This window comes from Aminobacter sp. MET-1, assembly GCF_026521175.1.
GTDB lineage: Bacteria > Pseudomonadota > Alphaproteobacteria > Rhizobiales > Rhizobiaceae > Aminobacter.
The window spans coordinates 88,660-113,038 of sequence record NZ_JAMSHL010000017.1; the positions used below are offsets into that span (position 1 = coordinate 88,660).

Annotated in this window: 23 protein-coding genes; 13 read left to right on the forward strand and 10 right to left on the reverse strand. The window is 65.3% G+C overall.

The window, feature by feature from the left end; all coding sequences use genetic code 11:
- Positions 1–35: 35 nt before the first annotated feature.
- Complete coding sequence (gene hrpB, locus NDO48_RS21565; protein ID WP_267322313.1) at positions 36–2,507, reverse strand: ATP-dependent helicase HrpB; 2,472 nt, start codon at positions 2,505–2,507, stop codon at positions 36–38.
- A 245-nt stretch (positions 2,508–2,752) separates the two neighbouring features.
- Here hrpB and NDO48_RS21570 point away from each other — a divergent pair, with 245 nt between their 5' ends.
- Positions 2,753–3,013 (forward strand): hypothetical protein, encoded by a 261-nt coding sequence (locus NDO48_RS21570; RefSeq protein ID WP_198292834.1) that lies wholly within the window; start codon positions 2,753–2,755, stop codon positions 3,011–3,013.
- Positions 3,014–3,119: 106 nt separating this feature from the next.
- Here NDO48_RS21570 and NDO48_RS21575 read toward each other — a convergent pair whose 3' ends face one another.
- Positions 3,120–3,332: a hypothetical protein gene (locus NDO48_RS21575; protein ID WP_018425622.1), complete on the reverse strand. Its 213-nt coding sequence runs from the start codon at positions 3,330–3,332 to the stop codon at positions 3,120–3,122.
- Positions 3,333–3,648: 316 nt separating this feature from the next.
- Here NDO48_RS21575 and NDO48_RS21580 point away from each other — a divergent pair, with 316 nt between their 5' ends.
- Positions 3,649–4,227, forward strand: coding sequence for a DUF4337 domain-containing protein (locus NDO48_RS21580; protein ID WP_267322314.1), 579 nt, complete (start codon positions 3,649–3,651; stop codon positions 4,225–4,227).
- A 27-nt stretch (positions 4,228–4,254) separates the two neighbouring features.
- On the opposite strand, the gene NDO48_RS21585 is transcribed toward NDO48_RS21580, so the two are convergent.
- On the reverse strand, positions 4,255–5,364 hold the full coding sequence (locus tag NDO48_RS21585) for a Gfo/Idh/MocA family protein (protein ID WP_267322315.1): 1,110 nt from the start codon (positions 5,362–5,364) through the stop codon (positions 4,255–4,257).
- Positions 5,365–5,559: 195 nt separating this feature from the next.
- On the opposite strand from NDO48_RS21585, the gene NDO48_RS21590 reads away from it, so the two are divergent.
- Together NDO48_RS21590 and ilvD are read left to right on the forward strand one after the other, a co-directional pair.
- Positions 5,560–6,438: a MurR/RpiR family transcriptional regulator gene (locus tag NDO48_RS21590; RefSeq protein WP_018425619.1), complete on the forward strand. Its 879-nt coding sequence runs from the start codon at positions 5,560–5,562 to the stop codon at positions 6,436–6,438.
- A gap of 140 nt (positions 6,439–6,578) precedes the next feature.
- A complete protein-coding gene (gene ilvD, locus NDO48_RS21595; RefSeq protein ID WP_018425618.1) occupies positions 6,579–8,420 on the forward strand; it encodes a dihydroxy-acid dehydratase in 1,842 nt (613 codons plus the stop codon).
- Positions 8,421–8,507: 87 nt separating this feature from the next.
- Here ilvD and NDO48_RS21600 read toward each other — a convergent pair whose 3' ends face one another.
- Positions 8,508–9,431: a MerR family transcriptional regulator gene (locus tag NDO48_RS21600; RefSeq protein WP_267322316.1), complete on the reverse strand. Its 924-nt coding sequence runs from the start codon at positions 9,429–9,431 to the stop codon at positions 8,508–8,510.
- Between the two features lie 247 nt (positions 9,432–9,678).
- Here NDO48_RS21600 and NDO48_RS21605 point away from each other — a divergent pair, with 247 nt between their 5' ends.
- Complete coding sequence (locus tag NDO48_RS21605; protein ID WP_018425616.1) at positions 9,679–11,067, forward strand: pyridoxal-phosphate dependent enzyme; 1,389 nt, start codon at positions 9,679–9,681, stop codon at positions 11,065–11,067.
- The gene (locus NDO48_RS21610) at positions 11,064–12,230 is read left to right on the forward strand and encodes a cystathionine gamma-synthase (protein ID WP_267322317.1); all 1,167 of its coding nucleotides are present in this window, start codon (positions 11,064–11,066) and stop codon (positions 12,228–12,230) included. The genes NDO48_RS21605 and NDO48_RS21610 overlap by 4 nt, the downstream gene beginning before the upstream one ends.
- Positions 12,231–12,465: 235 nt before the next feature.
- On the opposite strand, the gene NDO48_RS21615 is transcribed toward NDO48_RS21610, so the two are convergent.
- Positions 12,466–12,954 carry a MarR family winged helix-turn-helix transcriptional regulator gene (locus tag NDO48_RS21615; RefSeq protein ID WP_267322318.1) on the reverse strand — a complete coding sequence of 163 codons (489 nt, stop codon included), beginning with the start codon at positions 12,952–12,954 and terminating at the stop codon, positions 12,466–12,468.
- An 85-nt stretch (positions 12,955–13,039) separates the two neighbouring features.
- On the opposite strand from NDO48_RS21615, the gene NDO48_RS21620 reads away from it, so the two are divergent.
- On the forward strand, positions 13,040–13,918 hold the full coding sequence (locus NDO48_RS21620) for an EamA family transporter (RefSeq protein WP_018425613.1): 879 nt from the start codon (positions 13,040–13,042) through the stop codon (positions 13,916–13,918).
- Positions 13,919–13,941: 23 nt separating this feature from the next.
- On the opposite strand, the gene NDO48_RS21625 is transcribed toward NDO48_RS21620, so the two are convergent.
- Positions 13,942–14,901, reverse strand: a complete 960-nt coding sequence (locus NDO48_RS21625; protein ID WP_018425612.1) for a LysR family transcriptional regulator — start codon at positions 14,899–14,901, stop codon at positions 13,942–13,944.
- A 119-nt stretch (positions 14,902–15,020) separates the two neighbouring features.
- Between NDO48_RS21625 and NDO48_RS21630 the strand changes: the two genes are divergently transcribed.
- The 4 genes from NDO48_RS21630 to NDO48_RS21645 are packed head-to-tail and all read left to right on the forward strand — an operon-like array spanning position 15,021 to position 18,716.
- Positions 15,021–16,019: a dipeptidase gene (locus NDO48_RS21630; protein ID WP_267322319.1), complete on the forward strand. Its 999-nt coding sequence runs from the start codon at positions 15,021–15,023 to the stop codon at positions 16,017–16,019.
- Positions 16,020–16,050: 31 nt separating this feature from the next.
- Positions 16,051–17,013, forward strand: coding sequence for an ABC transporter substrate-binding protein (locus NDO48_RS21635; RefSeq protein WP_018425610.1), 963 nt, complete (start codon positions 16,051–16,053; stop codon positions 17,011–17,013).
- A 17-nt stretch (positions 17,014–17,030) separates the two neighbouring features.
- Positions 17,031–17,810, forward strand: a complete 780-nt coding sequence (locus tag NDO48_RS21640) for an ATP-binding cassette domain-containing protein (protein ID WP_026226725.1) — start codon at positions 17,031–17,033, stop codon at positions 17,808–17,810.
- A gap of 3 nt (positions 17,811–17,813) precedes the next feature.
- Positions 17,814–18,716 (forward strand): ABC transporter permease, encoded by a 903-nt coding sequence (locus NDO48_RS21645; RefSeq protein WP_018425608.1) that lies wholly within the window; start codon positions 17,814–17,816, stop codon positions 18,714–18,716.
- A gap of 17 nt (positions 18,717–18,733) precedes the next feature.
- Here the strand turns inward: NDO48_RS21645 and tauC are convergent, their stop codons facing one another.
- From tauC to NDO48_RS21665, 4 genes are all read right to left on the reverse strand, one after another.
- Positions 18,734–19,540, reverse strand: a complete 807-nt coding sequence (gene tauC, locus NDO48_RS21650) for a taurine ABC transporter permease TauC (protein ID WP_051091928.1) — start codon at positions 19,538–19,540, stop codon at positions 18,734–18,736.
- A 47-nt stretch (positions 19,541–19,587) separates the two neighbouring features.
- The gene (locus tag NDO48_RS21655) at positions 19,588–20,361 is read right to left on the reverse strand and encodes an ATP-binding cassette domain-containing protein (RefSeq protein ID WP_018425606.1); all 774 of its coding nucleotides are present in this window, start codon (positions 20,359–20,361) and stop codon (positions 19,588–19,590) included.
- Positions 20,362–20,450: 89 nt separating this feature from the next.
- Positions 20,451–21,464: a taurine ABC transporter substrate-binding protein gene (gene tauA, locus NDO48_RS21660; RefSeq protein ID WP_018425605.1), complete on the reverse strand. Its 1,014-nt coding sequence runs from the start codon at positions 21,462–21,464 to the stop codon at positions 20,451–20,453.
- 180 nt (positions 21,465–21,644) lie between these two features.
- The gene (locus NDO48_RS21665; RefSeq protein WP_018425604.1) at positions 21,645–21,893 is read right to left on the reverse strand and encodes a DUF982 domain-containing protein; all 249 of its coding nucleotides are present in this window, start codon (positions 21,891–21,893) and stop codon (positions 21,645–21,647) included.
- A gap of 233 nt (positions 21,894–22,126) precedes the next feature.
- Here NDO48_RS21665 and NDO48_RS21670 point away from each other — a divergent pair, with 233 nt between their 5' ends.
- Both NDO48_RS21670 and NDO48_RS21675 read left to right on the forward strand, forming a co-directional pair.
- The gene (locus NDO48_RS21670) at positions 22,127–23,314 is read left to right on the forward strand and encodes an efflux RND transporter periplasmic adaptor subunit (RefSeq protein ID WP_416377214.1); all 1,188 of its coding nucleotides are present in this window, start codon (positions 22,127–22,129) and stop codon (positions 23,312–23,314) included.
- Positions 23,311–24,378 carry an efflux RND transporter periplasmic adaptor subunit gene (locus NDO48_RS21675; protein ID WP_267322321.1) on the forward strand — a complete coding sequence of 356 codons (1,068 nt, stop codon included), beginning with the start codon at positions 23,311–23,313 and terminating at the stop codon, positions 24,376–24,378. Before NDO48_RS21670 ends, NDO48_RS21675 begins: the two co-directional genes overlap by 4 nt.
- Position 24,379: the final 1 nt, after the last annotated feature.

Sequence of the window (24,379 nt, forward strand, 5' to 3'; positions counted from 1 at the left end):
GCTATATGCGCTGCAAGGCCCCCTCCGCGCCAGAGCTAAGTGCCGCGCGGCTTGGCTCGGCTGGTGGCCTGCGCTTCCAACGGGTTTTCGGGCCAGACATGTCGGGGGTAGCGGCCGCGCATGTCGGAGCGCACATCGGCCCAGGAACCGCGCCAGAAACCGGGCAGGTCGCGCGTCGTCTGGATCGGGCGATGGGCCGGCGACAAAAGCTCAAGCGTCAGCGGCACGGTGCCGCCGGCGATCGACGGGTGCTTGTCCATGCCGAACAGCTCCTGGACGCGCACGGCCAGAACAGGCCATTCGCCATCGTAGCGGATCGGCACATGGCTGCCGGAAGGTGCGGTGAAATGGGTTGGTGCGAGCGAGGCGATCCTGCGTTGGAGATCGTGCGGCACGAGCGACATCAAGGCATCATGGAGCACGCCCGACCCGATGCGGGCAAAGGAGGCCTCGCCGCGCAGGAAAGGCAGCAGCCAGTCTTCCAGACCTGCCAGCAGCGCCCCGTCGGACATGTCGGGCCAGGGGTCGCCGAGGCCGCGATGCAGCCAGGTGAGACGCTGACGCAGGGTCTCGGCCTCCTTGCCCCAATCGAGCAGGCCGAGCCCATGGGCGCGGAGCGCCTCAAGGATGGCAAGATCAGCATCCTCGCCTTTCGGCGCAGGCAGCATGCGCTCGGACAATGTCACGGCGCCGAGGCGCACGGTCTCGCGGACGCGGACCGAGCGCTTTTCCCTGTCGAAGCTCGCCTCGCTTTTGCGTTCGAGATGCGAGGCGAGGATGGCGCGGATGTCTGCCTCGGAAACCGCGGCAGCAGACGCGATACGGGCGTTCTGCGCTTTGCCCTGGAGGTCGGCGACGACGAGATATTGTTCGCCGGCCAGCGGATCAGCGGCATCGACTGACGCACCGCTGCCATTGGCGAGCACGAAGCGGCCGCGCTCGCCGCGCGCCTTGGCGACACGGTCGGGCCAGGCATAGAGGAGAAGAGTGCCGGGGGTGGAAACTTCCGTTGTCGCGGGACCTCGCACAGCTTCGCGCTCGACCTGCCGGGCCAGCCGCTCGGCCAACTGCCGGGCGGCATTGGCGCGCGGCGAACGCTCGGAACGGAAACGAGAAAGACGGCGTTCGAGATCGGCGCTGTCGCCGCCGAGGCCGCGTTCGGTCATCAGTACGGCGAGCTGGGCTGCTTCCTGTCCCGCGCCCTGGCGCCCGGCCTCGGCGACCATATGGGCAAGGCGCACGGGCAGAGCCAGCTTGCGCATCGCCTGGCCCGATGCGGTCAGGCGGCCATCGGCGTCGATAGCGTCCAGCTCGCGCAGCAGGGTGCGGGCCTCAGCCAGGGCCGGTGCGGGCGGCGGATCGAGAAAGGCGAGCGTGATGGGCTCGGCGACCCCGAACGCGGCACAGTCGAGCACGAAACCGGAGAGATCGGCCTCAAGTATCTCGGGCGGAGAGAAGGCCGGCAACGCCGCCGTCTGTTCGGCGCGCCACAGGCGGATGGCGATACCGGGGCTGGTGCGGCCGGCGCGGCCGGCGCGCTGGTCGGCGGCGGCGCGCGAGGCGCGCACCGTCTCCAGCCGGGTCAGGCCGCTCGACGGCTCGTATCTAGGCAGGCGCGACAGGCCGGAATCGATAACGACGCGAACACCGTCGATGGTGATGGAGGTTTCGGCGATGGCGGTCGCCAGCACCACCTTGCGACGGCCTTGCGGCGCTGGCCGGATAGCCGCGTCCTGCGCCTTGCCATCGAGCTGGCCGTAGAGGGGGACGACGTCGACATCCGTGGCGACGCGGCCCTCGAGGCGTTCGGCGGTGCGCTCGATCTCGCGCTGGCCGGGCAGGAAGGCGAGCACGCTGCCCTGTTCATCGGCAAGGGCATCGCGGATAGCCCTGGCCATGGCATCCTCGATGGCCACGCCCGCCGGGCGCTCGTCGTAGCGGATGTCGACCGGAAAGCTGCGGCCCTCGCTCTCGATCACGGGGGCGCCATCGAGCAGACTTGAAACGCGCGCACCGTCGAGCGTCGCCGACATGACAATGAGCCTAAGGTCGGGGCGCAGCGCGCCCTGCACGTCGAGCGCAAGAGCCAGGCCGAAATCGCCATCGAGCGAGCGCTCGTGGAACTCGTCGAACAGGACCGCGGCGACGCCAGGAAGTTCGGGATCGTCGAGAATCATGCGGGCAAGAACGCCCTCGGTGACGACGAGGATTTTCGTCCGCGCGCTGACCTTGTTTTCCATGCGCATGGCGTAGCCGACGACCCCGCCCGGCTCTTCGCCCAGAAGCGAGGCCATGCGGCGGGCGGCGGCGCGGGCAGCGAGCCGGCGCGGCTCGAGCAGCACGATCCTGCCATCGCCGCGCCAGGCGGCATCGAGCAGCGCCAGCGGCACCAGCGTCGTCTTGCCGGCGCCGGGCGGTGCGACCAGCACGGCGCTGTTGCCCGCCGAAAGCGCTTCGGCGAGTTGCGGTAGCACCGCCGTTACCGGCAGGTCGGGAAGCTTGGTCATCAGCAGTCGTTCCGGCGCGTTCAGCCGCACAGGCGGTCGGGCCGCAATATCAGCGGAAGCGGGCATGAGGCAACATCGCGCCAGTCGCGCCTGCCTTGCCCGCTGTTTGGGCCAAGCGCGGAAGGTGCCGATCACAACAGCGAGAGCCGTGCCGTATCAGGCGTCCGCGCCACAATCGCGGCGCTGTCGGCTGCTTGGATAGCGTCCGCTCTAACGCAATCGTGGGTGTAGCGATGAATAGGCTGATGCTTGTTGGAACGCTCGCGGCCGGATTGGCGATGCCAATGTCACAGGCCGGAGCTGTTGGCTGTATCACGGGCGGGATCGCCGGCGGCGTGGCCGGCCATTACGCGGGGCACCACGGCGTGCTTGGCGCCATGGGCGGATGCGTAGCCGGGCATGAACTGCACAAGAAGCAGAAAGCCCAGCGCAAGCTGCAAAAGCAGCAGGGCATGCAACAGCAACCGGCCACAGTTCCGGCACCGATGCCGCAGCAGGCGCAATAGGCGAACTCTCGCCAGGTTGAGAGCCACCGCAGGCTCAGGACCGATACAGCGCCGAAGCCGGCCGCCTCCAGCAGGATACGGCCGGAAATCGTTCAGGCGACGCCCGTCAGGCTGCGCTCTTGCCGCGCGGCTTCTTAACCTTCGCCGCCTGGTTCTTCAGTTCGACGTCGTTGAGCAAGGCGCAGGCGATCGATGCCTCCGGCTTGGTCAGGCCGATGAGCGGGGCGAAGCCGAGCATGGCAGGCTCCTCGGTCTTGTTGTCCCACACGGTCCAGAGATCGGACGGGTCCAGGACCAGTTCGTAACGCTTCTCCATCATACGCCTCCTCGCGAATCATGAGTGGTCGGGCATGAATCGGTGTGAACGGCGCTGGTGAAAGAAAGATAAGTATTAACAATAAGATAAGATTAAAATTGGAACGGTCTCCACCCTTCGGCGGGGGCCGCGGGCAAAGCCGGCGGCACGGATTTGTTCCAGGGAATTCCTAAAAACCGACGCTCAGGCAAACGCATATTCCGCGTCACCGTCGATGGCCGCTGCCCACCTTCCGCCTCTGTTTGCGCTCATGCCTAAGTCGAAGCCCTTTGCCGGCTCCTGCATGAACGGCGAAAACGCCGAAGGCGATGGAGCATCCATGCCTGAAGAGATCGAAGTCGACACCGACAAATTGCACGAAGCGATCCACGAGGAAGTGGAGCGGGAGGGTGGAACGCTGCTGCGCACGATCGCTCTGACGACGGCGTTGTTTGCAGCGTTGGCAGCGGTGGCATCGCTGCTTGCCGGCAGCACGGTCAACGAAGCACTCGCCCTCAAGACCGAGGCGGCGCAGCTGCAGGCCCAGGCGTCCGACCAATGGGCCTATTACCAGGCGAAAGGCATCAAGGATGTTGTCCTGGAGTCCCAGAAGGGGTTGCTGGCCGACAAATCCATGTCACCTCAAATCGACAAGGACATCGCGCGCTACAAGAACGAACAACAGGACGCGCAGACGAAAGCCAAGGAATTCGAGCGCCAGCGCGACGAGCGGAACGCGGAGGCCGATCTCCTGATCCACAAGCACCATTACTTCGCCTATTCGGTGGCGCTGCTTCAGGTGGCGATCGCGCTGGGTGCGGTTGCCGCACTGACACGCAAGCGCCTCGCATGGCTCGGTTCGACCGCACTCGGCCTTATCGGCGCGGGCATTTTCCTGTGGGCGATGCTTGCCGGCTGATGCGACGTGGCGGGATGATCACTCCCCCTATCTCACGTCCACCCATTTCTTCTCGGCAAAGGACTGTGCCATCGCGTGCACCGTGCGCTCGATCTCCAGCCCCTCGTCGAAGTCGATGACGTGCGCCGGCTGGCCTGCGATGCGGGCGATCAGTTCGCGGCATTCAATGGTCTTGAGGTCGTTGAAGCCGAGGCCGTGGCCTGGAGCGGGGATGAACTTGCCGTAGGGCTCGTGCACCGGGGCGGCAAGGATGGTGCGGTAGCCCTGCTCGGTCGGGCGGTCCGAGGTGACGTAGAGCTGGATCTCGTTGAAGCGTTCCTGGTCGAAGACGATGGAGCCCTTGGAGCCGAAGATCTGCACCTGGATGCGGCCCTTGCGGCCCCAGGCGGAACGGTTGACCAGCAGCGTGCCGGAGACGCCGTTTTCGAGATGGATGAGGCTGGAGGCGATGTCGTAGGTCTCGACGGCGCGGCGGCCGCCGCCTGACACCTGGCGGTCGGGATAGGGTTTGGCCATGTCGCACATGACGCTTCCGACGCGGCCGAACAGGGCCGAAATCAGCGACAGCGGATGGACGGCGAAATCGTCGAGGGCGCCATAACCTGATTTTGCCTCGTGCTTCCAGAAGAACGGCGCGTCGGGGTCGGCCATGAAATCTTCGTCCATCTCCAGACGGAGATGGTTGACGTCGCCGATGATCTTTTCGTCGAGCAGCTGCCTGATGTGGCGGATGGCCGGGCTCTGGATGTAGTTGTAGCCGAGCACGGCAACCTTACCGGACTTGCGCGCGGCAGCCGCCATGGCCTCGGCCTCGGCAAGCGTCGGCGCCATTGGCTTTTCGCACCACAGGTGCTTGCCGGCCTCGAGGATGGCGATAGCCATCTCCGGGTGGAACTGGTTGGGCGTGGTCAGCGAGACGACATCGACTTCGGGATCGGCAATGACGGCCCGCCAATCGCCGGAGGCCTTTTCGAAGCCGAGCTCGGAGGCGCGTTGGGCAGCAAGGTCGGCATTGGCCTCGCCGAGATGGACGAGCCTGACCTTGTCGACGTCGCCGAACACCGTGCGCACCGAATTCCACGCCAGCGCATGGCACTTGCCCATGAAGCCGGTTCCGATAAGCCCTACGCCTGTCACTTCACGCTCTCCCGGTTTATAGAGCTTCGCATTCCGTCGGAATGAGGCTCAAACTTTTTTGCCGGAGCATGATCTTTTTGGGGATCATGCTCATGGCGGACTGAATAGTCGAATTTTGGCGAAAATGGAACATACAGTTCATTTTATTTGGACAGCCGGTCGCCCCGGCGCTATTGTGGACCAGGCGGAGGCGGAATGGACGACATGGCGGACACGGTTTCGGAGGCACTGCCGCGCGATTTCGAGGCACTGAGGGCGCTGATCCTCGACCGCCGCGAGAGCCTGCCCAAGCGCATCGCCCAGGTGGCGGCCTATGCACTCGACAATCCCGACGAGATCGCCTTCGGCACCGCCGCCAGCATCGCCACGTCGGCCGGCGTGCAGCCGTCGACCCTTATCCGCTTCGCCCAGCATCTCGGCTATGACGGCTTCACCAGCCTGCAGCAGGTTTTTCGCGAGCGACTGAGGGAACGGACAACCTCCTATGAGGAGCGGCTGACCGTCGTGCGCGGCGACGCCGACGACGGCACCAGCAACCGCCGCATCGTTGACGGCTTTTTGGCCGCGGCCAGCAAGTCGATCGACGTGATGTCGCGAAACATCGACGACGAGACGCTGGACCGTGCCGTCGATCTGCTCAACGGCGCCGACACCATCTACATCCTGGCGCGCCGCCGCTCCTATCCCGTTGCCAGCTACATCGCCTATGCGCTGGGCAAGCTCGGCGTGCGCAGCCAGCTTATCGAATCCGCCTCGGGCCTGAGCCCCGAGATCATCTCGTTCGCCACATCAAGGGACGCCGTCATCGCCATCAGCTTCTCGCCTTATGCCTCGGCGACTGTCGAGGAGGCACGGGTGCTGTCGGCCAATGGCGTGCCCGTGGTGGCGATCACCGACAGCGCGTTTTCGCCCTTGGCGCAATTCGCCAGAGTGTGGTTCGAGGTGGCCGAGGCTGATTTCGGCGGTTTCCGCTCGCTTGCCGCAACCATGGCGCTGGCGATGGGCCTGACGGTGGGCGTGGCCGAGCTCAGGCGCGGCCGCAAGGGCAAGAAGTCGGCAATTTCAAAGGACTGAGCGTCCGCTGCGCTGCGCCCAGCGCATGGCAGATGCCCGCTGTTGTCATGCCAGAGGGCTGCTTGGGCGAAAAATAGTTGACGCAAGGGCGATAGTGGCTCAATCCCACTGTTAGCCATCTATTGTATGAGAGAGCCCCCATGCCTGCATATCGTTCGCGCACCACCACCCACGGCCGCAACATGGCGGGTGCCCGTGGCCTTTGGCGCGCCACCGGCATGAAAGACACCGATTTCGGCAAGCCGATCATTGCGGTGGTAAACTCCTTCACCCAGTTCGTGCCGGGTCACGTGCACCTCAAGGACCTCGGCCAGCTCGTCGCCCGCGAGATCGAGGCGGCCGGCGGCGTGGCCAAGGAATTCAACACCATCGCCGTCGACGACGGCATCGCCATGGGCCATGACGGCATGCTCTATTCGCTGCCGAGCCGCGAGATCATCGCCGACAGCGTCGAATACATGGTCAACGCGCATTGCGCCGACGCCATGGTCTGCATCTCCAATTGCGACAAGATCACGCCGGGCATGCTGATGGCCGCGATGCGCCTCAACATCCCGGCGGTCTTCGTCTCCGGCGGCCCGATGGAGGCCGGCAAGGTGGTGCTCGCCGGCAAGAACGTGGCGCTCGACCTGGTCGACGCCATGGTCGCCGCCGCCGACGACAAGGTTTCGGACGAGGACGTCAAGATCATCGAGCGCTCGGCCTGCCCGACCTGCGGCTCGTGCTCGGGCATGTTCACCGCCAATTCGATGAACTGCCTGACCGAGGCGCTTGGCCTGTCGCTGCCCGGCAACGGCTCGACGCTGGCGACGCATGCCGACCGCAAGCGCCTGTTCGTCGAGGCGGGCCACCTGATCGTTGATCTCGCCCAGCGCTATTACGAGCAGAACGACGAGAGCGTGCTGCCGCGTTCGATCGCCTCCAAGGGCGCCTTCGAGAACGCCATGGCGCTCGATATCGCCATGGGCGGCTCGACCAACACCGTGCTGCATATCCTGGCTTCGGCCCATGAAGGCGAGATCGACTTCGATCAGGACGATATCGACGTGCTGTCACGCAAGGTGCCGGTGCTGTGCAAGGTGGCGCCGGCAAAGTCCGACGTGCACATGGAAGACGTGCACCGCGCCGGCGGCATCTTCTCGATCCTCGGCCAGCTCGACAAAGCCGGCCTGCTCAACCGCGACCTGCCGACCGTGCACACCGCAAGCATCGGCGAGGCCATCGATCACTGGGACATCTCCAGGACCAAGAGCCAGGCGGTGCGCGACTTCTTCCTCGCCGCCCCCGGTGGCGTGCCGACGCAGGTTGCCTTCAGCCAGGACCGCCGCTGGGACGAGCTCGACCTCGACCGCGAGAAAGGCGTCATCCGCTCGGCTGAACATGCCTTCTCCAAGGATGGCGGCCTTGCCGTCCTCAAGGGCAATATTGCGCTTGATGGGTGCGTGGTGAAGACCGCCGGCGTCGACGAGTCGATCCTGAAGTTCTCGGGCCCTGCCCGCGTGTTCGAAAGCCAGGACGCCTCGGTCAAAGCGATCCTCGCCAACGAGATCAAGGCCGGCGACGTGGTGGTGATCCGCTACGAGGGGCCGAAAGGCGGCCCCGGCATGCAGGAAATGCTCTACCCGACCAGCTACCTCAAGTCGAAGGGCCTGGGCAAAGCCTGCGCGCTCCTGACCGACGGCCGCTTCTCGGGCGGCACATCAGGCCTGTCGATCGGCCACGTTTCGCCCGAGGCGGCGAATGGCGGCACGATCGGTCTGGTGCAAGAGGGCGACATGATCGACATCGACATCCCCAACCGCACCATCAGCCTGCGGGTCGACGAAGCAACGCTCGCCACCCGCCGTGCCGAGCAGGACGCCAAGGGCTGGAAGCCTTCGGAAGTGCGCAAGCGCAAGGTGACCAAGGCGCTGAAGGCCTATGCGGCATTTGCCACCTCGGCCGACCGGGGTGCTGTGCGCGACCTCGGCGACTTCGAATAGGTTCAGCATGGACGACCAAAGCAAAGGGCCCGCATTGCGGGCCCTTTTTCGTTTGAGGTCATTCGCAAGCCACGAGGGGCAACTCGATCACAGCGCACCGGCCATGGCGGCGTTGATCCAGCTCCATTCCTCGCTGATCTTGTCGGGCTCGCGGTCGCCTCTGAGGATGCGAAGCAGCTCGTAATATCGGGCCGAGCGCGAATGGTACTTGCGATACTGGTTGTCGTGCCAGTCGAGGAACGCCTTGTCGGGTGTCCTGTTCATCGCCCGGGCCGAGCTAACCAGCCAGTCGCGGGCGATTGCCTTGCCGGTTTCAGATTCCGGCATCTCACCCCTGTCGATGGCCTCGCGGACACGGGCGAAGGTAGCATTGGACGCTTCCGCATAGGCTGCGGGATCGAACGCGCCGTCCCACATCGACGACATGCTGTTGCGCAGTTCCATGGCGTATTCCTTGTCCGAGACGAACGCCATGATCTCGGTCCAGGCATCGACCTGCTCCGGTGTGGGGTCATCTGGCAGGTCGGGCGTCGAAGCGTCGATCATCTGCTTCTTCCATTCCGGGGAGACATTGGCTTCCGAAGCCACGTCTTCGAAGAATCGTTCGATGGCGGTGCGGAATTCAGTCTGGGAGAGCTTTGTCACGGTCCATATTCTCCTGAGGTCGTCTGTTGTCGGGTCGGGGACCCGGATGGCCGCCCTGAGGGCGGCGGCGACACGGCGCTTGGACTTGATTTCCGCCTCGAGCGCCTTGAGCCTGAGCTCCAGCACGGCCGAGATGGCGAGGCGGTTCGACAGGATGTTGCCGATTTCGGCGAGGCTTACGCCAGCATCGCGCAAAGCGAGGATGAGGCCGAGCCGTTCGAGGTCTGCTCCCGAGTACATTCGGTAGCCGCTCTCCGCCCTGACCGTCGGCGGCAACAGCCCACGGTCGGAATAGAAACGGAGCTTGCGAACAGTGATGCCGCTCAGCTTCGAAAGCTCGCCGATGGTGTAGATCCTGTCGTCCATGACGACCCCTTGTAGGTGCTCCACCAGGTGGAGAGTCAACAAGGCGTGACGGCGAAATCGCTTTGCCCTCGAATGGGAACTTCCCCAGCACTTTCGGAATTTCCTTCTCAGGCATCGACCGCAAACGAAATCGCTTGCCTTTGTTCGCCAGGGCCCCCGCCGGTAAATGCGGCCAGTGAGGACCGGCGGATGAACCGACCGGCCAGATGCGATATGTCCCGGCAACCTGCACGAGGGAGACGCCGCCATGAGCCGCCTGCACCCGCCCTTCAGGTCTGTGCTCGATTTGATTGGCAACACGCCGGTCGTCGAGCTCAAGCGTTTCGATACCGGCCTGTGCCGGCTGTTCATCAAGCTGGAGAGCCAGAACCCCGGCGGCTCGATCAAGGACCGCATCGCACTGTCGATGATCGCAGCGGCCGAGCGCGACGGCAGGCTGAAGCCCGGCGGCACCATCGTCGAGGCGACGGCCGGCAACACCGGGCTCGGCCTGGCGCAGGTGGGCATCCCCAAGGGCTACCGCATCATCCTCGTGGTGCCCGACAAAATGAGCCGCGAGAAGATCCAGCACCTCAGGGCGCTCGGCGCCGAGGTGAGGCTGACGCGTTCGGACGTCGGCAAGGGCAACCCCGAATATTACCAGGACATGGCCGAGAAGATCGCAGCCGAAATCCCCGGCTCTTTCTATGTCAACCAGTTCGCCAACCCGGCCAACCCCGAGGCACATGAGACGACCACCGGTCCTGAAATCTGGGACCAGCTCAAGGGCGACGTCGATGCCGTGGTGGTGGGCGTGGGCTCAGGCGGCACGCTGACCGGGCTCGGGCGGTTCTTCGCCAGGGTATCGCCCAAGACCGAAATGGTGCTGGCCGATCCAGTCGGCTCGGTGCTGGCGCCGCTGGTCAAGACCGGCAAGATGGAAGAGGCCGGCAGTTGGACGGTGGAGGGCATCGGCGAGGACTTCGTGCCGCCGAACTGTGACCTGTCGCTGGTGAAAAAGGCCTATTCGGTCAACGACAAGGCAAGCATGCTGGCGGTGCGCGACCTGCTCGCCAAGGAAGGCATTCTCGCTGGCTCGTCGTCGGGCACGCTGTTGTCGGCGGCGCTGCGCTACTGCCGCGAGCAGAAGACGCCAAAACGCGTGGTGACCTTCGTCTGCGACAGCGGCAACAAGTACCTGTCAAAGGTGTTCGACGACTTCTGGCTGGCCGAACAGGGGCTGGACGAACGCGAACAGCATGGCGACCTCAGCGATCTCGTGGCGCGTTCGCATCGCGAGGGCGGCACAGTGTTCGTCGGCCCCGACGACAACCTGCTCACCGCCTATGGCCGGATGCGGCGCGGGGACGTGTCGCAGCTGCCGGTGCTGGACCAGGGCAAGCTTGTCGGCCTCATCGACGAGGGCGACATCCTGTCCAAGGTGGAAGGCCCTTATGACGGACGCTGGGAGCGCTTCAACGCCCCTGTTGCGACCGCCATGGCGAGAGAGCTGCATACGCTGCAGTCAAGCCAGACGCTCGACGCGCTGCTGCCGATCTTCGACCGCAACGAAGTGGCGATCATCTTCGATGGCGAGGAATTTGTCGGGCTGATCACCCGGGTCGATCTCATCAACCACCTAAGGCGGGCAAGATGACCACGCAGAAGAACCGACTGGCATTTTCGACGCGCACCATCCATGGCGGCCAGAGCCATGATCCGACGACCGGCGCCGTGATGGTGCCGATCTACGCCACCTCGACCTATGGCCAGCAGAGCCCGGGCGTGCACAAGGGGTTTGAATACGCCCGCAGCCAGAACCCGACGCGCTTTGCCTTCGAGCGCGCCATCGCCGACCTCGAAAGCGGCTCCGCCGGCTTCGCCTTCGCCTCCGGGCTGGCGGCCATCGGCACGGTGTTCGAGCTGCTCGACTCCGGCGCGCATATCGTTGCCACCGACGACATCTATGGCGGCACGTTCCGCCTGCTCGAACGGGTGCGCAAGCGTACCGCCGGGCTGCAGGTGACTTTCGTCGACTTCACCGACCTCGCCGCCGTCGAAGCGGCGATCCGGCCGGAGACGAAGATGCTGTGGGTCGAGACGCCGACCAATCCGCTGCTGCGTGTCGTCGATCTCGAAGGCGTCGCCGCGCTCGCCAAGCGCAAGGGTGTGCTGTCGGTCGCCGACAACACCTTCTGCAGCCCCTATCTGCAGCGACCGCTGGAACTCGGCATCGACATCGTCGTGCATTCGACCACCAAATACCTCAACGGCCATTCCGACATGGTCGGCGGCTGTGTGGTGGTGGGCGACAACAAGGAGCTCGCCGACCAACTGAAGTTTTTGCAGAACGCCATCGGCGCGATCTCGGGACCGTTCGACAGTTTTTTGGCGCTGCGCGGCCTCAAGACCCTGGCGCTGCGCATGGAACGGCATTCAGCCAACGGAGAAAAAATCGCGCGCTGGCTGGAGGGGCGCAAGGACGTGACGCGGGTGATCTATCCCGGCCTCGAAAGCCATCCACAGCATGCCATCGCCAAGGCGCAGATGTCTGCTTTCGGCGGGATGATTACTGCCGTTCTGGACCGCGACCTCGCCGGGACAAAACGTTTCCTCGAGCGGACGCAGCTGTTCACGCTGGCGGAAAGCCTTGGCGGCGTCGAAAGCCTGATCGAGCACCCGGCGCTGATGACGCACGGGTCGATCCCCGCGGAAAAACGCGCCGAGATCGGCATCTCGGATTCGCTGGTGCGGTTGTCGGCTGGCATCGAGGACGGGGACGATCTGATAGCCGACCTGGAGCAGGCGCTTGCGGGGTGATTTTTCCCCCGCCCTATTCTGGATAGCCAGAGCTGCCCCTCACCCTTACCTCCCCGCAAACGGGGGCGAGGGGACATCAGCGTCGAGCCTTGCGACGTTGAAGCTATTCTAGGAGCCCGGAAGGACGATCCTGCTTCTCCCCGTATTGCGGGGAGAAGGTCCGGCAGGGGATCAGGAGCAGCACCGCGGGACCCGCACCAGGGATGGACAACGCCGCGCCTCGCGCGCCCTCACCTCACCCGCTCTCGAACCCCACCAGAAACTTGCTGAGCAGCGGGTCGAGAACAGCCCGCTCCTCCCTAGTCAGCATCTCGACGATGCGCGTCTGCGTCGCGACATGGTCAGTGACCGCCGCGTCAATGGTGGCAAAGCCCTTGTCGGTGAGCGAGACAATGAAACTGCGGCGGTCGTCGGGATTGAGGCGGCGCTCGACGAGGCCTGCCTTTTCCAGCTGGTCGACACGGTTGGTCATGGTACCGGAGGTGATCATCATGGTCGCGGAAAGATCGCCGGGCGACAGCGCATAGGGCGGCCCCGACCGGCGCAGCGTCGCCAGGACGTCGAAGCTGGCGAAGTTCAGTCCGTGCGCAGCAAACGTCTTGTCCATCTCGCGGCCGAGATGCTGCGACACCCGGTTCAGCCGGCCGATGAGGCCCATCGGCGCGACGTCGAGGTCGGGCCGTTCGCGGTTCCACTGGGCAAGAATGTCGTCAACGCGATCCATGGCCAAGCTTTCGGGAAAAATTCTCTTGACGTCAAGAGAACAGATATTATCTTGAGGTCAAGATTATTGATATGGAGATAATTCCGTGTCCCGCAACACCGACCTTCTGTTGACCGCTCTTGCGCCCGCCATCTGGGGCAGCACCTATCTGGTCACCACCGAGTTCCTGCCGGCAGGCTACCCGCTGACGGTGGCGATGCTGCGGGCGCTTCCCGCCGGCCTGCTGCTGTTGCTGCTGGTCCGGCAGTTGCCACAAGGTATCTGGTGGGCGCGCGTGATGGTGCTCGGCGCACTCAACTTCTCGATCTTCTGGTGGCTGTTGTTCGTCGCGGCCTACAGGCTGCCCGGCGGCGTGGCCGCAACCGTCGGCGCGATCCAGCCGCTGATCGTGCTGCTGCTCGCCCGCGCCCTGCTCGGCTCGCCGATCCGGCCGCTGGCCATCGTCGCAGCACTGGCCGGCATGGCGGGCGTGGCGTTGCTGATCCTGACACCGCATGCGGCACTTGATTCAATTGGCATCGCGGCCGGCCTCACCGGCGCCGTGTCGATGGCCGCAGGCACCGTGCTCAGCCGCCGCTGGCAGCCGCCGGTATCGCCGCTGACCTTCACCGCATGGCAGCTGACCGCAGGCGGCCTGCTGCTGCTGCCTGTCGCCCTGCTGCAAGAGCCGGCGCTGCCTTCGCTTTCGACGGCCAACCTGCTCGGCCTCGCCTGGCTAGGCCTGATCGGTGCGGCGCTGACCTACATCCTGTGGTTCCGCGGCATCTCGAAGCTTGAGCCTTCAGTCGTATCCCCGCTCGGCTTCCTCAGCCCGATGACCGCCGTGATTCTCGGCTGGTCGGTGCTCGGCCAGTCGCTGAGTGCTGCGCAGATCCTCGGCATGGCCGTGGTGCTCGGCAGCGTCTGGCTCAGCCAGCGCGCCCAGCAGACCAAGCCGGCAATGACGAAGCTGGCGACAAGCTGAAGAACGAAGGCCAGCGCCGCTGTTCAACGGCCGGCGATGCCGTCGCCGATCCGTTCAGGAGACAGCTGGGTCCCCCTCAGCGGGCGCGGCTTGAGGTGGCTGAGCAACGCGTCGATGAAGACGCGCGTCTTGCGCGGCATGAGCTGCCTGCTCGGGAAGACGGCACGGACCATCGCAGGAGGTAGGCGCCATTCGGGCAGGATGCGGATGAGTTCGCCGCTGGCGAGATAGGGGCGCGCGAAAAGGTCCGGCATCGCGGTGATACCTGCGCCCGACCGCGCCAGGCGAAACAACAGTTCGTAGGAATTCGCCGAGACCCGCCGTCCCGACATGTCGACATGGACCGACAGGGCATCCCTGTTCAACACCCAGTTCACCGGAAGACCGTCGGCGAGCAGCACGAGGACGTCGTGGCGCGCCAGTGCCTCGGGCGCGTCGGGTTCGCCGGCATGGCTGGTGTAAAGCGGCGAGGCATAGAGACCGATGCCGAGGTCGACCAGATGCCGGGTGGTCAACTGAAGGTCCTGGGTTTCGCCGCCGATGCGGATGGCGAGGTCGAAGCCGTCGCCGATCACGTCGACATAGCGAGGCGACAGGTCGAGCTCCAGTTGGATTTCGCTGTAGGCCTTGCTGAAATCGGTCAGCATCGGCGCCAGCGAGATTGCAGCGAGGTCACCGGGGACGGACACGCGCAGCCGTCCCGAAGGAACCACCTGCCGGTGCTCGGCGACCGCCAAGACGGCATCGACCTCGTGGATGATCTGTTCAGCCGGGATCAAGATACGCTGGCCCATCTCGGTCAGGAAGTTGCGGCGCGTGGTGCGCTGGAGCAAGCGCTCGCCCAGCTGACTTTCGAGAACGGAGATGCGTCGGGACACGGTCGACTTCGGCAGGCCGAGCCGTTCGGCCGCGGTGCTGAAACTGCCAGTCTCGGCAACACGCGCAAAAATCATCAGATCGAATGGATCAAGTGCGGTCGGCATGACTGACCTTGAATTGTTTCAAGTATGAAACAATCAAACCCATTCCCGACAATAGCGCAACAACGAGATTGGCGATTAGCTGGCTTGGTCAACTACATTGATCATCGGGTGCAGACGACGTGAATGTTTCAGCCAAAAACCTCATCGACAAGGCGGTCGTGTGGGAAAGCGCAGTGGGCTGGACACCCGAATGCCTTGATGAAGGCCCGGACATGCTTGTCCGCTACCGCGATGCGGGATTCTCCTTCCTCTCCCTGACCATCGGCGCGGATTGGGACAGGCCGGAGCCCACGCTCCGCCACCTCTCGCAGCAGCGGCGATGGTTCGAGCAGCGCGCCCACGACTACCAGCTCATCGAATCCGTCGCCGATATTCGCGCCGCCAAGCAAGCGGGCAAGATGGCGATCGGGCTGCATCTGCAGGGCGCCGGCCCGGCCGCCCACGAACCGGCAATGATCGACAGCTGGTACAGGCTCGGCATCCGCTGGATGATCGTGGCCTACAATACACGCAACCCGCTCGGCGACGGCTGCCACGAGCCCTCGGACGCCGGCCTGTCGATGCTTGGCCGCGCCTTCGTGACCGAGGCCAACCGCGTCGGCATGATGCTCGACGCAAGCCACGCCGGCATCAACACGTCGCTCGACATCATCGAACTGTCGGAAAAGCCGGTGGTGTTCTCCCATTCGAGCGTCCGCGCGCTGAAGAACCACGAGCGCAACATCGACGACGTCCAGATCAAGGCGCTTGCCCGGCGCGGCGGCGTGGTCGGCATCAACTCCATCGGCGCTTTCCTGACCGACGACAACCGTTCGGACGTTCCGGCACTGATGCGCCATATCGATTACGTTGCCCAGCTCGTCGGGCCCGAGCATGTCGGCCTCGGCCTCGACACCGTCTTCTACCAGCCCTTCATGACCAAGCTCTACGACTCCGGTCCGATGATGGCGTTGCGCGGCTATCCGCGTCCGCCCTGGGCCGACGTCAAGCCGGAGGTGTTGCCCGAGCTCGTCGAAGCGCTGGAGCGCCATGGCTATTCGGAAGCCGCCATCCTTGGCGTGCTGGGCGAGAATTTCCTGCGGGTCGCCGAACAGAACTGGCGTCCGTCCACCTTGTAGAACCCAACCTAAGGAGCGCGTCGTGAAATTGATGAAGTGGCTGCTCGCGGCAGCCTTGGTCACCGCCGGGCATGGTCTTGCCCATGCCGACCCGAAGCTGGTCGAAATCGCCAGCTTCGGCGAACACCCCGCGCTCAATCAGGTTGCCGACGGCTTCAAGGCCCGGATGACGGAACTGGGCTATGTCGAAGGCAAGGACGTCAACTACGGCTTCCAGCACGCCAATTTCGACCGCAGCCTCGTTCCCCAGATCCTGCAACAGGTCGAAGCCAAGCATCCGGCACTGATCCTGGCCATCACCACCGGGCTCAACCAGGCGGCGGTGCGCGGCATCACCGACAAGTCGATCCCGGTCGTGTTCGGCGCTGTCGTCGACCCGGTCGTGGCAGGCATCGTGCCGGACTGGCAGCACGGTTCGGCCTGGAGCACCGGCGCATCCATGCTGCCCGATTTCGATGCCTCCTTCGACTACCTGAAGAAGGTGTTGCCGGGCGTCAAGAAAGTCGGAACCCTGTTCAATCCGGGCGAAGACAACGACGCCTCCAACATGGAGCTGATCCACAAGGCGGCGGCAAAGGCCGGCATCGAGGTCGTCGGCGTGCCCGTCGACAATCCCAACGACCTGCCCCAGCGTGTCCAGACCTTCGCCGGACAGGTCGATGCCATCTTCCTTATCCAGTCCAACGTCGTGCAGACCTCGGTGCCGGTCGTGGCGCAGGTGGCGCAGCGGATCAAGCTGCCGCTGTTCAATTCGGTCTACGCCCCAGACCTCAAGGACCAGCTCGCCGGCTTCCACGCCATTTCCTATCGCAAGAACGGCGAGCATGCGGCCGATATCGCCGACCGGATCCTCAAGGGCGAGAAGCCGGCCGACATCGCGCCCTATGTCCCCAAGAGCGAAGACTTCGACGCCTATGTCAGCCCCAAGGGCCTCGCAGCCGTCGGCCTGACGGTCCCGGAAGCGCTCAAGGATAGCCCATGGCTCCTCAAGTAGCGGCGGTGGGCATGCCCCTGCTTGTCTGCGCGGGTCTGCGCAAAACCTTCAACGCGGGTCTCGCCGGAGCGCGACCCGCCCTCGACGGGGTGGACCTTGCGCTCAATCGCGGCGACTTCGTCGTGATCATCGGCTCGAACGGCGCCGGCAAGTCGACGCTGCTCAACACCATCGCGGGCGCAATCGAGCCGGACGGCGGCTCGATCACCCTCGACGGCCGAGATATCACCCGCCTTGCCGCACACAGACGGGCGGGCATGATCTCGCGCGTGTTCCAAGACCCGATGATCGGCACTGCCGCGGCGATGACGATCGAGGAAAACCTGGCCCTGGCCGAACAGCGCGGGCAACGCAGGGGGTTTGCGAGCCATCTCGACGGCGCCAGCCGCGACCGTTACCGGGCTCTGCTTGCCGGCCTGTCGCTCGGCATGGAGGGCCGCCTGTCAACCCCAGTGGCGCAGCTTTCCGGCGGCCAGCGCCAGGCCCTGTCCCTGATCATGGCGTCGCTGTCACGCCCGTCGCTGCTTTTGCTCGACGAGCACACAGCGGCACTCGACCCCCGCACCGCCGATCTGGTCATGGACATGACCCTTCGGATCGTCGCCGAACAGTCGCTCACCACCTTGATGGTAACCCACAACATGCGCCAGGCGATCGAGACAGGCAACCGGCTGGTGATGATGGACGCAGGCCGTGTCCGCGACGACATCGGCGGCACCGAAAAGGCAGCGCTGACGCCAGCCGATCTCGTCGAGAAATTCAGAATAGACAACGACCGCATGCTGCTCGGAACCTGACCAATGGACGTGATCCACGCCTATCTCAATCTCGTGCCGGTGACGCTGTCGCAGAGCCTCATCTACTCGTTCCTGGTGCTCGGCATCATGATCCCGTTCCGGCTGCTGAGCTTTCCGGACCTGACCAGCGAAGGCGCGTTCCCGCTCGGTGGCTGTGTCTGCGCGGCGCTGCTGATGGCCGGCTACCCGCCATTGCTTGCCACGCTGATAGCCATGATCGCCGGCGTCGGCGCAGGTGCTGCGACCGCGCTTGTCCACCTGCGTTTCCGCATCAACTCGTTGCTTGCAGGCATCCTGGTCTTCACCGCGCTCTACAGTGTCAACATGCGCATCCTCGGCCGCTCGAACGTCGCTTTGTTCGGCGCCGACAACATCTTCATGCAGATCAACCCCGCCATCCTGACCGACATGCGGCTGCAGGTCATAACCTTCGCGGTGCTGATCGTGGCAACCCTTGTCGCGCTGCGCTGGTATCTTTCCACGCAGTCCGGGGCGGCGATGCGCGTCATCGGCATCAATCCTGATCTGGCGCCGTCGCTCGGCATCAGCATCTGGACGTGCACGATCGTCGGACTGGGCATCGCCTCTGGCCTCACCGCCCTTGGCGGCGCGCTGATCGTGCAGCTGCAGGGCTATGCCGATGTCGGCATGGGCACCGGCATCCTCATCAACGGCCTCGCCTCGCTGGTCATCGGCGAAACGATCACCGGACGGCAGACCGTGACCCGGCAATTGCTGGCGCCTTTGGTGGGTGCCGCGGTCTACTATCAGCTTGTGTCGCTGGCGCTGTCACTCGGCCTGCAGCCGAGCGACCTGAAGGTGGTGACGGCCGCCTTCGTATTGGTAACGCTGGGCCTGCCGATGCTGCGCGGCCGCAGCCCCTTGCGCGAAACCATGCGGGCCTAGGCAGCCTAGCCTGACGCCTAGTCGCGGCCGGCCCAGGGGACGAGCCTGCGCTCCAACCAGCGCAGGCCGAATTCGAGGACGAAGGCCACCGCCGCGATGACCAGGATGCCCATGACGACGACGTCGGTGACGAGGAACTGCGCCGCCGACTGGATCATGAAACCGAGGCCGCGTGTCGCTGCGACCAGTTCGGCGGCGACCAGCGTGGTCCAGCCGGCGCCGAGCGCGATGCGCAGGCCGGTGAGGATCGACGGCAGGGCGCTGGGCAGGACGACGAAGCGGATGACCTGCCTTCGTGTCGCCCCGAGCGAACGGGCGGCATTCAGGCGATCCTGCTGGACGTTGCGGACGCCAGACGCCGTCGACAGCGCAATCGGCGCCACCATGGCGATCGCGATGACCAGCACCTTGGCGGATTCGCCGATGCCGAACCAGATGATGATCAGGGGCAGATAAGCCAGCGGCGGGATCGGCCGGAGGAATTCGAGCACGGGATCGAAGATGCCCCGGCCGATGCGGCTTGTGCCGATGGCGAGGCCGACAGGGATGCCGAAGACGGTGGCAGCCACGAGGGCGGCGAAGACGCGGCCCAGCGAGGCCAGAAGATGCTGGACAAGCGTCGCGTCGACGAAGCCCCTGGAGGCCACCGTCCAGAACTTTGCCAGCACATCCTGAGGCGGCGGCAGGAACAGCGGCGCGACCAGGCCAAGCCTGGTGATGAGCGTCCATGCCAGCAGGGCAACCAGAATGGTAATCGCGCTGATGGTGCGCGACGACAGCTCGCGGCGGGACGTTTGGCTGTGCGGCGAGCGCACCGTGGACATCTCAGGTTCGGCCAGCTCGCGCCGGCCGCGTTCGGCCTGCAGCAGGGTCATGCCGGCTCTCCCTCGAAGATGGCGTCGGCGAGCTCTGCGCGTGCTGCGGCAAAGGCCGGGTCGGTCTTGATCGAGCGGACGGGCTCGCCCCGGGCATAGCGCCGGCTGAAGCCGGCTTCGAATGTATGGGCGATACGGCCGGGGTCGGGCGCCATGACGACGACGCGCGTGCCAAGCAGGAGCGCTTCCTCGATGCCGTGGGTGACCATCAGCACGCCGAGATTGCCCGGTGCCCAGATATCGAGCAGCAGCGTCTGCATGCGCTCGCGCGTCAGGGCATCGAGCGCGCCGAGCGGTTCGTCCATCAAAAGGAAAGCCGGCGCGGCGGCGAGAGCACGGGCGAGGCCGACGCGCTGGCGCATACCACCCGACATTTCCCAGACAGGCTTGTCGCCGAGGCCCTCGAGCCGGACGCGCCGGAGCAGATCGTCGGCTGTTTGCTGACGCTGCCTTTCGCCGATGCCGCGCAGCCTGAGCGCGAAGGCAACGTTGTCGCGGGCGGAGAACCAGGGAAACAGCGCGTCGCTCTGGAAGACGACGGCGCGGTCGGCACCCGGTCCCTCGATCGCTCGGCCGTCGACCGAGGCCTCGCCGCGCTCGGGCAGCACGAGGCCCGCCGCGACGTTGAGCAAGGTCGACTTGCCGCAACCGGAGCGGCCGGTGAGCACGACGAATTCGCCGTGGCCGACCGAAAGCGATGCGCCCTCGACGGCGGGTCGCAGCTGCCCCTTGTAGCGCACCGCGATGTTGCTGAGCGATAGCGTCGACATCAGTGGGTCTCCTGAAACGGGAATGCCCCAGCCGGTAGGAACCGGCCGGGGCCTCAGACCCGCGTGGGAGGACGCGGGCCGGATGCGCCTCAGTTGGAGGCGAGCGCCTCGGTGACGTATTTCGACGTCACATACTTCGAGTAATCGGGCTGAACAGCATCGATCTTGCCCTGCTCCTTGAGGAAGGCCGACGTCGCCGAGACCGCCTTGACGGTGTCGCCGCCGAGGAACCTGGCTGATGCCTGCTCTTGCAGCGTCGGGAAGACGTAGCCCTTGAGCAGGGCCGGCACTTCCTCGACCTTGGCGCCGGTGAGGCGGGCGATCTTCTCGGCCTGCGGCGAGCCCTTGTCCCAGGCTTCAGGCTTGGCAAGGAACTCGGCATAGGCAGTACCCGTCACCTTGACGAAGTCGCGCACGGCGGCCGGGTTCTTCTCGGCGAAGTCGGTGCGGACGATCCAGGCGTCGAAGGTCGGCGCCCCCCATTCGGCAACCTTGGCCGAGTCGAGCACGACCTTGCCCGAGGTCTTGATCTGGCCGAGCGCCGGATCCCAGACATAGGCCGCGTCGATGTCGCCGCGCTGCCAGGCAGCCGCGATCTCAGGCGGGCGCAGATTGAGAATCTCGACCGACTTGGGATCGACGCCCTCGTGCTTGAGGGCAGCGAGCAGGCTGTAATGGGTGGTTGACACGAAGGGCACGGCGACCTTCTTGCCGGCGAGATCGGCGGCCTTTTCGATGCCGGCGCCGTTGCGGGCGACAAGCGCTTCAGACTCGCCGATCAGGCCAACGACATAGATGGTCTCGATGGGCAGCTGGCGGCTGGCGGCGGCTGCCAGCGGACTCGAGCCGACATAGCCGATGTCGACCGCGCCGGACGCGATTGCGGCGATGACGTCGGCGCCGGAATCGAACTTGCGCCAGTCGATCTTGGCCTTGGTGGCGGCCTCGTAGGCGCCGTCGGCCTGGGGCACTTTCGAGGGCTCGACCACCGTCTGGTAGCCTATGGTGATCTTGAGGTCCTCGGCATGAAGCGAGCCTACCGACGGCGCAAGCGACAGGGCGGCAACGGTGGCGAGCAGGGCACGGCGCGTGAAATCTGACATGGGCTTCCCCTTCGGGGTTGAATGACGATGCCCATTCAGGATGTTTAATTCTACAAACTCTGTAGAGTTAATTTATTTCGCGCAACCATGCCCCTACGGAAATATCCTGCCCGTCTTTGCGGCATCAAGGGGTTGCGGCAGCCCTGCCTGCCTGTTCGGCGCCATCTAGACGGCCTGCCGTCAGGCTACCAGCACGCCGATTTCTTCGGCGGCGGCGACCAGCGCGCGGCGCGCGGCCTCACGGGTGCGGTTGCCGGCGAGCGCTGCCGACACGACCTCGACCGCCTCGCGGTAGAGCGGCCCGCTGCGCTTGGCGTGCGGCCAATCGATCAGCGCCTCATAGGCGCCCTTGACGGTCGCAACCTCGCGCTGGGTGCTTGCAGCGCCAATTCGGATGTTGACTGGGTTCTCGAAAAGCATGCGGTCCATGATGGTCTCCTTGGTCTTTTCATTCGAGCATCCGATCTGCCCAAACCAACTCCCTTCGGGTCAGATGCTCTTGAAGCATCATTCAACGCAGCCGATTTGCCCGGGTTCCCTCGTTTCGGGCGCTGGGGATCACGCCCGCGTTACACTCTCCAAACTGTGATCGAAGGCATCGCGCGGCCAACAGTTGCCGTATGGCAACAGGCGTCGTAGCGTGTGGCGAAGCGATTTTGGGGATGGATATGCTCGCCACGAACCCGATCTCACCAGGCACGCGCAACGAATTGCCAGCCTTTTGTCCTGACGCAATTGCCGATGAAAAACCGCTTCGCACTTTTCCTGGAACGGCCCGGGCCTTTCGCAAAACGCCGCTGAGCCTGTTTGCATTGTGCCTGGCGCTGCCGCTGGCGGCCTGCCAGAAACAGGAGGTCGCGGAAAATCCGCCAATCCTGGTGCGTGCCGTCGAAGTCAAGGTTTCCGACTTCGCGCCGAAGACGACGCTGACCGGGGTGATCGCGGCGCGCACGCTGAGCAACCTGTCGTTCCAGGTCGGCGGCCGCGTCGCCGAACGCACGGTCGATGTCGGCCAGCATGTCCAGAAGGGCCAGGTGCTGGCACGGCTCGACCCGCTGGAACAGCAGTCGGACGTACGCGCCGCCCAGGCAAGCCTTGATGCCGCCCAGGCGCAGCTTCGCCAGGCTTCGGCCGCCTTCGACCGGCAGAAGACCTTGCTCGGCCAGGGCTTCACCACGCGGCGCGACTATGACCTCGCCAACCAGCAGCTGAAGGTCGCCCAAAGCGGCGTCGAGGCGGCCCAGAGCCAACTCGGCAACGCCAACGACCGGCTCGGCTATACCGAACTCAAGGCGACCGCGGCCGGCGTGGTGACGGCGCGCACCGTCGAAGTCGGCCAGGTGGTGCAAGCGGCTCAGACCGTCTTCACCGTGGCCGAGGAGGGCGACCGCGACGCGGTGTTCAATGTCGACGAGGCGCTGGTGGCGCGCACGCCGGTGGCGCCCGACGTGACGATCTCGCTGATTTCGGATCCGCGCATCAAGGCCATGGGCAAGGTGCGCGAGGTATCGCCGGCCGTCGACCCGGCATCGGGGTCGATCCGGGTCAAGGTGACTGTGCCGAACACCCCGATCGAAATGCCGCTTGGTGCTGCCGTCACCGGCACCATCACGTCGCAGGCACAGCAGGCAGTGGTGTTGCCGTGGCAATCGCTGATGTCGGATGCGGGCAAGCCGGCGGTGTGGATCGTCGACCCAACCACCAAGGCGGTGGCGATGGCACCTATCGACATATTGTCCTTCGCCACCGGGGTCGTGGTGGTGGCGAAGGGGCTGGATCCCGGACAGACCGTGGTGGCGCAGGGCGGTCAGCTGCTCAATACCGGCCAGGTGGTGGAGGTGGCGCCATGAAAACCCAGGCAAGCACCCTCGCCCTGGCAGCGCTTCTGGCCCTTGCCGCCTGCAGCGAAGAGAAGCCGGCGCCGCCGGAGGTCATCCGCCCGGTGCTGTCCGTCGTCGTCGAGGCACGCGCGCAGAACGCGCAGGGCTTTGCCGGAACCATCCAGCCCGAATTCTCGGCTGCCCTTTCCTTCCGCCTGCTCGGGCGGCTGGTGGCGCGCGACGTCGGGGTCGGCGACCAGGTGACCAAAGGCACGACGCTCGCGGCCATCGATCCGCTGGCCTTGGAACTGGCGGCGCAATCGGCGCGCGCCGACCTGTCGACCGCTGAGGCGCAATTTGCCAATGCGGCGGCAAGCGAGGAACGGCAGCGTGCGCTGTTGGGCGCCGCCAACACCTCACAGGCGGTCTACGATTCGGCCAAGCAGGCGCTCGATTCGGCCGCCGCCAATGTCGAGCGGACACGCGCTGCGCTCGCCAAGGCCGAAGAACAGCTTGGTTATGCCCGGCTGTTCTCCGACTTCGACGGCATCGTCACATCGGTTGGCGCCGAGGTCGGCCAGACGGTGTCGCCCGGCCAGATGGTGGTGACGGTGGCACGTTCGGACGCCCGCGAGGCGGTCGTCGACATTCCCGACCAGATGGCCACCGCGTTCAGGGTCGGCGACATTTTCGACGTCTCGCTGCAATCGGTTCCCGCCCAGCGCGCCTCCGGCCATATCCGCGAGATCGCGCCGCAGGCTGATGCCTCGACGCGAACGCGGCGGGTGCGGCTGGCGCTGAGCGATCCGCCGCTGGCCTTCCGGCTCGGTTCGACGGTGACCGCGGTGCCGGTGTCGAATGCGGGCGAAGCGATCGACCTGCCGTTGTCGGCGCTGCTCGAACGCGACGGCAAGAGCTTCGTCTGGGTGGTCGACCAGACTGCCTCGACGGTCAGCCTGCACGGCATCGACGTCACGGCAAAGGGTGGCGCCAGCTTCACCGCCGGCGGCATCGAGGCCGGCACGCGCGTGGTGACGGCGGGCGTGCACAGTCTCCAGGAAGGCCAGAAAGTCAGGATCGACGAGGGGGCATAGC